This window comes from Psychrobacillus sp. NPDC096389 (assembly GCF_044762855.1).
Taxonomy (GTDB): Bacteria; Bacillota; Bacilli; order Bacillales_A; family Planococcaceae; genus Psychrobacillus.
The window spans coordinates 260,616-273,725 of sequence record NZ_JBIWFB010000004.1 but is presented as its reverse complement, the minus strand read 5'-3'; the positions used below and the strand labels follow the sequence as shown (position 1 = coordinate 273,725).

The following is a 13,110-nucleotide window of genomic DNA, read 5'->3' as shown; positions in this document are numbered from 1 at the left end:
TTAATTGTTGAAAGCAACTAATTCTACTCCGAAAGCGACTAAAATTAGTACAAGAGCAACTAAATTGCATATGAAAGCAACTAATTCTTATAACAACAAGTTTACTTGGAGTGAGACGACGATGACTGTGACTCCTTTTAGTCAATGTTGCGCAAATGCCCTATAGTGTTGCGCGTTTGAAGTGGAATGTTGCGAGTAATGACTAGAACGTTGCGCATTTTTTATTGGGTAATCTTCTCCATATAAATAGTCCGGATATATTTGCCGTAGCGCTGCCTAAGCCGCATGAATCTCATGCAAGGTGCGGCAAGCGCGAAGGCTAGTGGTCACCTTTTAAGACGCATTTTCCCTTAGATGTATTCACTTCGTATTGCTGGGAAAGTTACCAGACGCCCTCCATTTTTAGTTTCCTAAAATAAAAAGACTTCCGACTAGAAGAAGTCAGGAAGTCATTTTAATTAGTTTGCTAATGCCTCAGTTAACGCTGGTACTACTTGTTTTTTACGAGAAACGACACCTTTAAGTAAAGCTGTATTGTTTTCGAAGTTCACTCCGAAAGCCGCTTCTGCTTTTAGCGCCAATTTTCCAAGCGCTAGTGCTACGGAGTCATTATTTAAAATATCTGTTACAACGAAGAAGAAAAGATCTAATTCTTGCTCTTCGATTGCACGATGAATTAATTCTTCCAGTTCAGCTTGACGACCCATTACGTCGTTTACGTCCACTGCATTTACTTGGGCAATCACTACTTTGTGATCCCCCATACTGAATTCTTTTGCATCTAGTGAAAGTAGGTCTTCTAAACTTTTATCACTTAAGTCTGCTCCCGCTTTAAGCATAGCTAGTCCATACTCTTCTGCATTTACACCAGCAATTTTTTCAAGTTCGCGGGCAGCTTGCACATCTTCTTCTGTGCATGTTGGTGATTTGAATAATAAAGAATCTGAAACGATAGCAGAAAGCATTAATCCTGCAATGCTTGATGGGATTTCAATGCCTTTTTCTTTATAGATTTTATTTAAAATAGTTGCTGTACATCCTACTGGCTCTGCACGGTAATATAAAGGCTCAGCCGTTTCGAAGTTTGCAATACGGTGATGGTCGATTACTTCCATTACTTGTACTTCTTCAATACCGTCTGCACTTTGTTGCTTTTCATTGTGATCGACTAAAATTACTTTTTTTGCTTCTGTCGCTACGTTTTCGATTAATCGTGGTGCTTCGAATCCAAATTTCTCTAAAGCGAATTTTGTTTCATTGTTTATTTCACCTAAACGTACCGCTTCTGCTTCTACACCGATTGCATTTTTTAATTGTGCATATACAATCGCTGATGTAATTGTGTCTGTGTCCGGGTTTTTATGTCCAAAAACTAATACTTTTTCCATGAGTGATCCTCCTAATAACGATATCCGAATTTATTTTATCATACATCTTGCTGATCATTGAAAAGTAAATTTGCTAATAGATGCTTTTGATGTAAAAAGTCTGCTAGCGTATACTCATCCAACACTTTTAAATAAGCAAACAATGCTCGATTCAAGGCACCTTTCAAGCCACAAACCGGCGATATGACGCATGTATTTGTTTTACAATCGAAACACTCAACCAAATGAAAGTCGTCCTCTGTCTTTCTGACTACCTGTCCTATAATAATATCTTCCGGTTCCTTTGCTAAACGAATACCGCCGCCTCGACCACGAATTGTTTCTATGTAACCAAGCTTTCCTAACTCATGCGTTACTTTCATCAAATGGTTTTTAGAAATACCATACGCATCTGAAATAGCTTGAATTGTGGAAAGTTCATTTTTCTCTTTTGTTCCAAGATATATTAACACTCTTAATGAGAAGTCTGTATACATGGTTAATCTCATCTTCACACCGCCATTCTACCTTCTCATTATAACGATTTTGACAAACTCGTGAAAGAAATGTGTCTGAATTTAAAAAGGTAGTTTAAAGATGTATTTTAAATATTGCTTTAAAGAAAATAGAGGAGTATCGTATTAAGTGTAAATAACAAACAAAAAAGGACGTGTCATATTATGTTATCTCAACAAACAATTGATATCGTAAAATCTACTGCTCCAGTTTTAGAAGTTCACGGAGTTGCAATTACTACTACTTTTTATAAAAATATGTTCGAAGCGCACCCTGAATTATTAAATATATTTAACCATGCTAACCAAGCAAAAGGACGTCAACAAACTGCTCTTGCAAACACTGTATACGCAGCTGCAGTGCATATTGATAACTTAGCTGCCATTATTCCAGTTGTAAAACAAATCGGTCAAAAACACGTAAGTCTTGGTATTAAACCAGAACATTATCCAATCGTTGGCCAACATTTACTTGGGGCTATCAAAGAAGTACTTGGAGACGCTGCTACAGATGATATTATCAACGCTTGGGCGGAAGCATACGGCGTAATCGCAGATGCATTTATCGGCATTGAAGAAGAAATGTATGTGGCTTCTGAGTCCAAACAAGGTGGTTGGAGATTCTTTAAAGATTTCACTGTCGTTGATAAAGTGAAAGAAAGCGAGAATATCACTTCATTCTACTTAAAACCAGCTGATGGAAGTGAAGTACCTGCTTATGCACCAGGTCAATTCATCACAATTCGTGTAAGTGTTCCAGGCGAGAAATATTTACTAAACAGACAATATAGTTTATCAAAAGCTTCAGATTCAGAAAGCTTCCGTATTTCGGTGAAAAAAGAAGATGAAAATAATCCAGAAGGAAAAGTATCTGTTCACTTACACAATAATGTTAATGTTGGGGATACAGTGGAACTAAGTGCACCTGCAGGAGATTTCGTCTTAGATTCAGAGAAATGTTCACCTGTTACTTTCATTAGTGGTGGAGTAGGAATTACACCGATGATGAGTATGTTTGAAACTGTTGCGAAAAACCAATCTTCTCGTAAAGTATCATTTATCTATAGCGCACGTAACGAAAGTTTACACCCATTTGATCAAGCTATTCGCTCATTAATGGAACCAATGGAAGACGCAAAATATGTTTCCCTTTACTCCGACACAGAAGATGGTTTCATCACAAAAGACGTTTTAGCTGAACATGCTATCCAAAATGGAGATGTATATGTTTGTGGCCCAGTTGGATTTATGGAAGCAATGATTAATCATTTACTTGAATTAGGTTATGCACAAGAACAAATTCACTACGAATTCTTCGGACCAGCTATGCAACTTGAGCTAGCAAACGCTTAATATGTGAGTACTGAAAAGTGTTACTTCTATATAGAGGTAGCACTTTTTTTATATCTTCTACTCACAGGAATTTATTAACGTTTGATTATGCTTTAAGTAGTGTGCATAATTGGAAGGAAGTGCTATAATTAGCCTAACAATTTGAGCATATTAGAAATGAGTGAAGGTAGTAAATATGACTAAACACCATGAAAATAAATATATTCCCCTTGCCACTTTTTTTAAGCAATCAACAGCTAAAGAAATCACCTTAACTTATAATGAAATTGAAGCGATTATTGGACAAGCACTGCCAAACGCTGCTTATTTAAGTAGCAGCTGGTGGAAAAAAACAAAACCACCAGCGTTACACTTTTTTGCATGGATGGATAGTGGCTACTCTGTTAAAAGTGTGGAAATAGGAAAGTGTATTCATTTCCATAGTATTGTACATGAAACGGACGAAATTACTGCAGCTGAAAACGAACAGAAGGATATTCTTGTTATTAGAGAAGCTGAATTTGAAGATGCCCGTCCTTTTATCAAATTGCAAGAAACTATCTTCTCAGAGACGGACTTCATGTTATATGGAAAATCGGATATTCAAATGACTGTACAAAGCATCCGAAAAAACTTCACCTCATGGAAAAACGAAGTCAACTCTATTCTTTTATTGGCTATTATGAACGGACAATTCGCTGGCTATGTTCAATTCAAAGGTGGCCCAGCCCCTCGTGCTTTACATAGAGCATCCGTAGTAATCGGTGTAAAACAAGAGTTTTCCAATAAAGGAATTGCTTCTTCTCTCATGCTATACGGAGAGAAATGGGCAAAAGAAGCAGGAATTTCAAAGCTAGAACTAACCGTTATCAAAGAAAATAAACGAGCTCAACGATTTTATGAGAAACTCGGATTCGAACATGAAGGATCAAGAAAAAATGCACTTATTATTAATGGTGAGTTTGTGGATGAGTTTCATATGGGTAAACTTATATAGTTATGTAGAGATTGACCAAGCAACATTTGGTCGATCTTTTTTTGACTTTTTGATGAAACTAATCACTATTTCTCGATATAGCAAATGGGATTTTTGAGTGGAATGAAGCACATAGTAGGGATAGTGCGTCTTAGCGAGCTCAATAAGGAGGCCGCTATATTTCCGCCGGACAAGTGACGAGCCACTACGTCGCTAATGCTCTTGCAGGGTCTCACGCCTTCGAGCAAAATTCCAAAGAATGGCTAAGGGCAATCAAATAGCTGTTGAAAGCAACTATTTTTAGTATGAAAGCAATTAAAATCAGCATGAGAGCAACTAAATAGCCATTGAAAGCAACTAATTTCTTACAATAGCAAGTTTACTTGGATTGAGACGACCATAATTCAGGCAGATTATAGGAATAATATGCTAAAAGCCCGCCGAACTCGCCTAGCCGGTATCAGCTAGACTAGTTTGTCTCGTTCAACTACTTTTTGTTAATTTCGAGCACCGCTAAGTGAGTATTTTCCATTGATTTTCGCAGCAAGGCGGCGACTCCGAAGGGATTAAGTGAGTAAGATGAGACTTCACAACGTACGCGCGTAGGCGCGGCGGTGAAGGCTCATAACTCACCCCACGGAAAGCGTCCGCCCTGCTGCGAAAATCCCTGCGGACATTTCATACAACTCACTACGACGCACTTTCCCTATATTGCATACAAAGTAAAAATCCCATCCCTTATATTACTTCATACAAAGTTAACCACACATAAAAAAGCACAGGGAAATAATTCTTCCCCATGCTATCTTGTTTTGGATACAAATGGATTATCCGTTTCCCAAAACCTATACGGATAATGCACAGCTTCCCCACTGTTTTGGATACCTATTCTAGGACCTACAGAAACAGAAGTTACTTTCTCTCCTTCTGCCATATATAATGGTTTTTCCGTCCAATGCTTACCGTAGTATTCCATTGTAATTCCTAATGCTTTCGTCAATTTACCGGGTCCATTCGTCCATTGTTTCATTGGCTGGTTTTTACGAAATTCCTGCATCTGCTCTAGACCTTCGATTGGTTCTACGGCGCGTATTAATATTGCATTCGGAGTATCAACGGGTGCAGCTACTACATTGATCAGTGTATGCGTATGCATCTGATACGTATAGATTAGTCCTGGTTCACCGAACATCACATCGGTTCGCTTAGTTCTTCTGTTGCCAAAGCTATGAGCGGCTCTATCCTCCGCCCCCATATACGCTTCTGTTTCCACGATTTTGCCTACGAGTAATCCGCTACTATGTTCATGCACAATATACTTACCTAATAAGTCTTTTGCTAATTCTAATGTCGGTTGATAAAAGAATTCCCGTTCAACTATGTTCAATTTATATAAACCCCATTTTCTTCGCTTCAAAAGTTAATTCTTCTCTGAACTTCGGATGAGCTATCGAAATAAGCTGTTTTGCTCGCTCCGAAATAGATTTTCCATACATTTTTGCAATTCCATATTCTGTTACGATTGCATCTACGTCATTTTTGGAAGTAGTCACAACTGATCCTGGTGCAAGGCTAAGCTTAATACGTGAAATTTCATCGTCTTTTGCAGTAGATGTCATACATACAAATCCTTTTCCTTCTTTAGCAAAGCGAACCCCTCGTGCAAAGTCAGCTTGCCCTCCAGTAGAAGAATAATACTTGCCAGCAACCGTTTCGGATGCGCATTGTCCGTATAAATCCACTTCTGTCGTTGCATTGATAGAAACAATTCGTTCTTCTTTGGCAATTTCTCGTGGATCATTAACGATACTTACAGGTAAGAATTGTACAGCAGGGTTATTGTGTAAAAAGTTATATATTTTATTGGAACCATGTGCAAATGTTGCAATGATCTTTCCTTTATTCGTAAACTTTTGGGTACCATCCACCGCCCCGGCTTCTACTAAATCGACAATTCCATCTACGAACATTTCCGTGTGGATACCTAAATGTCGATGCTCTTTCAATAAACTTATGACAGCATTCGGAATAGAACCTATCCCGATTTGCAAAGTATCTCCATTTTGTATTCTTTCTGCAACATAAGCGGCTATTTGCATATCTTTTTCCCCAATAGGAGATGAGACAACTTCAAATAATGGTCGATCATTTTCTACAAAACCAGCAATTTGGCTAATATGAATTTGGTTTTCCCCAAATGTACGAGGCATATGCTTATTTACTTCAAGTATGAATGGAACAGTCCCTATAAATTCACTCACAATGTCTGCCTGTGTCCCTAATGAAAAATAACCGAACTCGTCCATCGGGGAAGCAACTGCCATAATCATCGATAAGTTTGTTGACTGTCTTAATATTCTTGGCATCTCATGGAAATGGTTTGGGACAAGGTCCACCATTCCTTGTTGGAACATTTTCCGTGTTGCACCACTCAAAAAGTAAGAAACATGCTTCAGTTTCCCTGGATATGCACCTTCCATATACTTTCTTTGCTGCAAAGCTAATAGCTGGTGTACTTTCACATTCGTTAAGCTATTTGCATTTGCTTCTAAAATGTCGAGTAACTTATGTGGCTCTCCATTTGTTAGTGGTAAAATGATATCCGCATCTTTTTCGATTAAGTCAATTACTTGTCTATCTGATAGTTGTTTATGATTCATGTTTTTTCTCCTGTTGTTCTTATTTCTCCTCTTTCATCTTACTATGTTTCATAATGTAAACAAAATAAAACCTGTTTCCTACTTTAGGAAACAGGTTCTGTGGACTTATTCAAGTTCCGTTTGTTTCGTTTCTGTACCGAGAAATAAAACCGATAATACACCAATTACAATAGCAACACAGAAGATACCAAAAATATATCCGATCTCATACCCAGCGGCTACAAGAGAACCTACTAAAAGTGGTCCGAGAATACCTCCCACACGTCCTACAGAAGCCGCCATTCCTGATCCGGTACCACGGATAACGGTTGGATACTGTTCTGGTGAATACGCATATAATGCTCCCCAAGCACCTAAGTTAAAGAATGAAAGGAACATTCCAGAAATGATTAATAAAGTAGTCGTCTCAGCAGCACCGAAAACAAAGGCACTTGCAGCAGTTCCTAGTAAGTAAGTAACTAATACAAACTTCCTCCCTGCTTTCTCGATTAACCACGCAGCTGAGAAGTATCCAGGTAATTGAGCAAGGGTCATGATTAATACATATTCAAAGCTCTTAATAAGTGTAAATCCTTTCATCACCATTACACTTGGAAGCCATAAGAACATCCCGTAGTAAGAAAACACAACCATAAACCAAACAATCCAAAGCATAAGTGTTCGCTTAGCATATTTCTTTGACCAAACTTCCTTCATATTTTGCATGATGGATCTAGATTCCGTTTTCTTTGCTGTATATTGCGGGGAATCAGGTAACTTAATACGCAAATAAATAGCATAAAATGCTGGTAAAGCTGTTATTAATAAAGCGACTCTCCAGCCATAATCAGGAATGATAAAGTAGGCAATGAGTGCCGAAACAATCCAACCAGCAGCCCAAAAACTTTCTAGCAGTACAACAGCGCGTCCTCTTTCTTTCGCTTCCACACTTTCCGAAACTAGTGTAGAGGCTACTGGTAGCTCCCCGCCAAGACCCATCCCTACAAAAAATCGTAAAATCAAAAATAACGTTAGTCCTGTTGCAAGTGCAGATAATCCACTAGCAATGGAGAACATTAATAGTGTTAACATGAATATCTTTTTACGTCCTACTTTATCTGCAAAGACACCAAATACAAGTGCCCCTACTGCCATCCCAATCGAGTTAATACTTCCTATCCATCCCATTTCTCCAGGTGTCAGATTCCATTCAACTGCAAGCGCCGCAATAACAAATGATAGGATCCCTACATCCATTGCATCGAACATCCATGCAAGCCCTGCAATGCCTAGTAATTTATTTTTAGATATTGGTTTTTGAACATTTTTAGTCGCCATATTTTACCCCTGTCTTTACACCTGTAATGTTTTTTATTTACATGATTAGTATACCCATAGAATCGATAACTTACAATAGAAAATTCTGCTTGTTTTTTTTGCTTTATTACGGTAAAATGTCCATTATAGAAATACATATGTTTATTTAAGAAGAACAGAGAGGCGGATTACATCATGGCTTGGCAAGGACTAATCGAACATTACAAAGAGTTTTTACCAGTAACAGAAAAAACACCTAAACTATCATTACAGGAGGGAAATACGCCTCTTATTAAACTAGAGAATTTATCGAAAGAACTTGGCATTGAACTTTACGGAAAAGTAGAAGGTGCAAATCCGACCGGTTCGTTTAAAGATAGAGGAATGGTATTTGCTGTAGCAAAAGCAATAGAAGAAGGAAGCGAATGTGTTATTTGTGCTTCTACTGGAAACACATCTGCTGCTGCCGCTGCCTATGCTGCTCGTGCAGGGATTAAATCAATCGTTGTCATTCCAAAAGGGAAAGTGGCACTTGGGAAACTAGCACAAGCATGCATGTATGGTGCAAAAATTATTGAAATTGATGGTAACTTCGATGATGCCTTACAAATAGTACGTAAAGTTAGTGAAACATCGCCCGTAGCGCTAGTTAACTCTGTTAACCCGTATCGTTTGGAAGGACAAAAAACTGCAGCTTTTGAAATTGTAGATGTATTAGGTTCTGCTCCAGACTATTTATGTATTCCAGTTGGAAATGCCGGAAATATTAGTGCGTACTGGAAAGGATTTAAAGAGTATAACGAAGTAAAACAATCAGGCTTGCCAAAAGTTTTTGGTTTTGAAGCAGAAGGTTCTGCTGCAATTGTACAAGGTGCACCAATCGCTAAGCCTGAAACAGTTGCAACTGCCATCCGTATCGGCAATCCGGCAAGCTGGGCGTTAGCAGAAGCTGCTCGTGATGAATCAGGTGGTTTAATAGATGCTGTTACGGATGAAGAAATTCTACAAGCTTATCAATTGATTGCTAGTCGTGAAGGGATATTTGTAGAGCCAGGATCTGCTGCTTCTTTAGCAGGTGTTATTAAATCAGTGAAGAGTGGGAAAATTTCTGCGGGAAGTAAAGTAGTAACTGTCTTCACTGGTAATGGATTAAAAGATCCGGATACTGCCATGGAAGTTTCTACAATTGACTTAGTATCATTAAAAAATGATGAAGATGAAATTCGCGGTTATATCGAGGGTGTACTATGAGTAAAAAATGGTCTATTTCCATTCCTGCAAGTACAGCGAACTTAGGACCTGGTTTTGATTCGATTGGGATTGCTTTAGATAAATACTTGGAGTTAGAAGTAGAACTGGCTTCTGCGTGGAAGATTGATAACTTATCAGACAATTTGCCTGAAGTCCCTAATCCAGAAGAGCATCTAATTATTCAAGCTGCCGAGAAAACAGCGGAATTATACGGACAAAGTATGCTGCCTTGTCATCTATCCGTGAGAAGTGAAATCCCTCTTGCACGCGGTATGGGCAGCAGTGCATCTGCTATTGTTGCAGGAGTAGAACTTGCCAACCAAGTATTGGAACTTGAGCTGACTGCACAGGACAAGTTAAAAGTAGCGACTTTAATGGAAGGTCATCCGGACAATGCAGCCGCTTCTATCTTTGGCGGCTTCACCATTTCATCCAGTAGCGATAACGGGGAAATTCATGTATTTCATGCCTATCATATTGATGCTTCTTTTGTTTTATTCATCCCGAACTTTGAACTTAAAACGACAGCGGCAAGAAATGTGTTACCCGATAGCTATACACGCCAGATTTCCGCGCAAGCAAGTGCGACTGCTAGTTTACTTACTGCAGCATTTCTTTCTCAATCATTCGAACAAGCCGGTTTATATATGGAGCAGGATCTGTTCCACGAGCCGTACCGTCTTGATTTGATTCCTCAGAGTAGAGAGATTAAGGTCGCGGCCAAAAACGCTGGTGCATTTGGTACTTGTATAAGTGGTGCTGGTCCTACCCTACTTTCACTTGTGCAAAAGGGATCCGAGGAAGAGTTCATTTCTAAGCTAGATGGGGTTTTCCCTAACTTTCAACTTGTACCAGTGAAGATGAATCGAACTGGTATTGTCGTAAAAACAAAAAATGGTAGTGCAGTTTTCTCAAATTGAGAACTGCACTGCTTTTTTATGCCATTAGTACTAAACTTAGCGCCATTACCAGCATCCCTGCTACTACACCATATATAGAAGAATGCGTTTCATCGTACTTTTTAGCTGCCGGCAATAGTTCATCTAACGAAATGAAAACCATAATACCCGCAACAGCTGCAAAAACTACTCCAAAAACTATTCCATTTAAAAACGGCATCAATACTAAATAGGCAACAAATGCCCCTACTGGTTCTGCAAGCCCTGAAAGAAAAGATAATTTAAATGCTTTCTTCCGATTGCCGGTTGCATAATAAATCGGTACTGCCACAGCGATACCTTCTGGAATATTATGAATGGCAACAGCAATTGCAATCGCAATCCCTAAATTAGGATCTTGTAATGCAGATGCAAAAGTAGCAATACCTTCTGGAAAATTGTGAATTCCTATAGCAAGAGCAGTAAAAACGCCCATTTTCATCAGCTTCGTATATTCTGCATTAGATGGAGCGGTGTCCATATCCTCTACAGTTTTTACCTCATGTGGATTTCCTAGCTTTGGTAATAATCGGTCAATCATTGCAATAAAGATCATCCCACCAAAAAATCCAACGAGCGTCATCCAATATCCATTCGTTGTACCAAGTTCCGCAGTTAATGAGTCTTTTGCTTTCACAAAAATTTCAACTAACGATATATAAATCATTACTCCTGCAGAAAAACCCAATGCGACAGATAAAAACTTCGTATTTGTACGTTTCGTTAACAAAGATAGTAAACTACCTATCCCTGTTGCTAGACCTGCAAATAACGTCAGTAATAATGCAAATACAACATTTCCATCCACCTAAATCAACTTCTTTCTAAATACTGATTTTCATTTATTATACGCAATGAGTTTCCTATGTGCAACATTATTTGTTTAACGAAAGTTAGAAGTAGCAATATAATCCCCAATTTTCTGCCAATCCTCTTCTAAAAAAGTCCGGTTAGAAGGACGATAAAAAACAGCCGCTGGGTGATATGTCGGTATAATGATATATTTTTCATCGGACCATCTAAATTTATTTTCTTCAAGCGACGCTAAATGTCTTACTTCATGTTCAATTAGTTGCCCATGTAATGCAGAAACTTTTGCATCCTTACCTAGTAAACGTTGCAAGCCCACATTTCCTAAAGTCACAATGACCTTAGGGGCTAAATGTTGTAGTTCATAATCGAGTAATGGTGCATGTGCAATGATTTCTTGCCCTGTAGGCGGACGGTTATACTTCCTTTTTGTCATCTCGCCATTTCTTTCTTTTTTGTCTCTCCACACATATGGTCTGCTTCTTACTGCACTTGTCATATATACGTTATCTCTTGTCAGGTTGATGCTTGCAAGGGATTTGACTAATTCATCTCCTGCTCTTCCGACAAATGGTAACCCTTTAATTGCCTCATTTTCTCCTGGTGCCTCCCCTATTAGCATGATAGTAGGTTTTTTGGGTCCTTTTCCTTTGACGAAGCCTTCTACAGGAAATCCTTCTATTCTTTTCATGCCTAGCGTGACAAGTTCATCAGGTAATTCAAACATATTAGTTACACTCCTTTATAAAAAATCCTTTCCAAAAGGAGGAAAGGATTTTAGCGTATATTCTTTTTAAAAATACTTTTCCGATATTCGTACCATAATGCAACGAGTATAAACCAAGTATACCCTGCCAGCCATCCTGCAAACACGTCTGTTGCGTAATGGCGACTTTCTGCTATACGAGATAATCCGGTAAAGATTGTAAGTATAATTGCGCCAATCCATATAAGTACACGGATTGTTTTATTGGATTGATGTTCTGCTAAGAAGTATGCAATCGTAAATATATACAATAATCCAACCATCGCATGCCCAGATGGAAAGCTGAAGCTCTCTAATTGATTGGGAATTTCCGGACGCTCTCTTTGCACCCATTTTTTCAATAATTGGTTGAGCACATTTCCTACACCTACAGTAAATAAACCAAATAACATACCACGATAATTTTTGGATCGTACCCATAAGTACACGAACAAGATTAACATCATGATGATGATAAATTTTTGCTCTCCTATATAATGAAATAATGTAATAAATTCATTGCCATATATAAGTTCGCTCATTTTGCGATCCAACTGTACCATTTCTTCTGATGTAAAACTTATATATATTGCTGCAAAACCGAGTAAAGTTACAAGTCCAAGTGGATAAAACCATTTCCTCATTATGCCCACTCCCTTCCAACATATTCATGTTAAAAGTATAGACTACATTAATTACTATGTACAATTGAAAGAAGTATGCGTATGATTGGCCTGCTAAAAAACAAAATTTCATCTAGGTTTCCAATAAAAGAAATCCAATAAATGGATTAGAGCAACTAGACCATCATCGAAAGCAACTAATACTAGGTTGAAAGCAACTGAATCAGCGGGAGAGCAACCAAATTACTCATGAAAGCAACTAATTCTTAAAACAAGCAAGTTTATTTGGAACAAGACTACAATAACTGGGATTCGGTTTTGTAAACATCGCGAATATGGGCTTCTATGTTGCGAGAAACAGCAGATATGTTTGCCTTCAGCGTACCGGGTCTCATGATTACGGCAAGTGCCAAGACTATAAGGTACTCTAAAACGCAATATCCCTAAAAGCGCATTAGGAGTTTTAATGTTTATTTATGCGCGATTAGAGCAGGGGGTTGCTCGGTTACCTACAATCATTGCTCGCAAGGAACTACTTTGCTTGGATGAGGAGTTCAAGGCGGTGGTTTATGAGCGGATGAGATGCCTATATGATTT

General features: G+C 38.4%; 12 protein-coding genes. 4 read left to right on the top strand and 8 right to left on the bottom strand.

Annotation, left to right across the window (positions count from 1 at the left end):
• Positions 1-458: 458 nt before the first annotated feature.
• Positions 459-1,388, bottom strand: a complete 930-nt coding sequence (locus tag ACIQ38_RS12915) for a manganese-dependent inorganic pyrophosphatase (protein WP_402823338.1) — start codon at positions 1,386-1,388, stop codon at positions 459-461.
• A gap of 38 nt (positions 1,389-1,426) precedes the next feature.
• Complete coding sequence (locus ACIQ38_RS12910; RefSeq protein ID WP_402823335.1) at positions 1,427-1,876, bottom strand: Rrf2 family transcriptional regulator; 450 nt, start codon at positions 1,874-1,876, stop codon at positions 1,427-1,429.
• 171 nt (positions 1,877-2,047) lie between these two features.
• On the opposite strand from ACIQ38_RS12910, the gene hmpA reads away from it, so the two are divergent.
• Both hmpA and ACIQ38_RS12900 read left to right on the top strand, forming a co-directional pair.
• Positions 2,048-3,235, top strand: coding sequence for an NO-inducible flavohemoprotein (hmpA, locus tag ACIQ38_RS12905; protein ID WP_402823333.1), 1,188 nt, complete (start codon positions 2,048-2,050; stop codon positions 3,233-3,235).
• A 175-nt stretch (positions 3,236-3,410) separates the two neighbouring features.
• Positions 3,411-4,211 (top strand): GNAT family N-acetyltransferase, encoded by an 801-nt coding sequence (locus ACIQ38_RS12900; protein WP_402823330.1) that lies wholly within the window; start codon positions 3,411-3,413, stop codon positions 4,209-4,211.
• A 781-nt stretch (positions 4,212-4,992) separates the two neighbouring features.
• Here the strand turns inward: ACIQ38_RS12900 and ACIQ38_RS12895 are convergent.
• From ACIQ38_RS12895 to ACIQ38_RS12885, 3 genes are all read right to left on the bottom strand, one after another.
• Positions 4,993-5,577 (bottom strand): DNA-3-methyladenine glycosylase, encoded by a 585-nt coding sequence (locus ACIQ38_RS12895; protein ID WP_402823327.1) that lies wholly within the window; start codon positions 5,575-5,577, stop codon positions 4,993-4,995.
• A gap of 1 nt (position 5,578) precedes the next feature.
• Complete coding sequence (locus ACIQ38_RS12890; protein WP_402823325.1) at positions 5,579-6,850, bottom strand: acetyl-CoA hydrolase/transferase family protein; 1,272 nt, start codon at positions 6,848-6,850, stop codon at positions 5,579-5,581.
• A gap of 105 nt (positions 6,851-6,955) precedes the next feature.
• Positions 6,956-8,167 (bottom strand): MFS transporter, encoded by a 1,212-nt coding sequence (locus tag ACIQ38_RS12885; protein ID WP_402823322.1) that lies wholly within the window; start codon positions 8,165-8,167, stop codon positions 6,956-6,958.
• A gap of 174 nt (positions 8,168-8,341) precedes the next feature.
• Here ACIQ38_RS12885 and thrC point away from each other — a divergent pair, with 174 nt between their 5' ends.
• Together thrC and thrB are read left to right on the top strand one after the other, a co-directional pair.
• Positions 8,342-9,397, top strand: a complete 1,056-nt coding sequence (gene thrC, locus ACIQ38_RS12880; protein WP_402823320.1) for a threonine synthase — start codon at positions 8,342-8,344, stop codon at positions 9,395-9,397.
• Positions 9,394-10,317, top strand: a complete 924-nt coding sequence (gene thrB, locus ACIQ38_RS12875) for a homoserine kinase (protein ID WP_402823317.1) — start codon at positions 9,394-9,396, stop codon at positions 10,315-10,317. Before thrC ends, thrB begins: the two co-directional genes overlap by 4 nt.
• Before the next feature lie 16 nt (positions 10,318-10,333).
• Here thrB and zupT read toward each other — a convergent pair whose 3' ends face one another.
• The 3 genes from zupT to ACIQ38_RS12860 form a co-directional block, all read right to left on the bottom strand.
• Complete coding sequence (gene zupT, locus ACIQ38_RS12870; RefSeq protein WP_402823314.1) at positions 10,334-11,143, bottom strand: zinc transporter ZupT; 810 nt, start codon at positions 11,141-11,143, stop codon at positions 10,334-10,336.
• A 75-nt stretch (positions 11,144-11,218) separates the two neighbouring features.
• Positions 11,219-11,872 (bottom strand): uracil-DNA glycosylase, encoded by a 654-nt coding sequence (locus ACIQ38_RS12865; RefSeq protein WP_402823311.1) that lies wholly within the window; start codon positions 11,870-11,872, stop codon positions 11,219-11,221.
• Between the two features lie 50 nt (positions 11,873-11,922).
• The gene (locus tag ACIQ38_RS12860) at positions 11,923-12,534 is read right to left on the bottom strand and encodes a phosphatase PAP2 family protein (RefSeq protein WP_402823308.1); all 612 of its coding nucleotides are present in this window, start codon (positions 12,532-12,534) and stop codon (positions 11,923-11,925) included.
• Between the last annotated feature and the right edge of the window lie 576 nt (positions 12,535-13,110).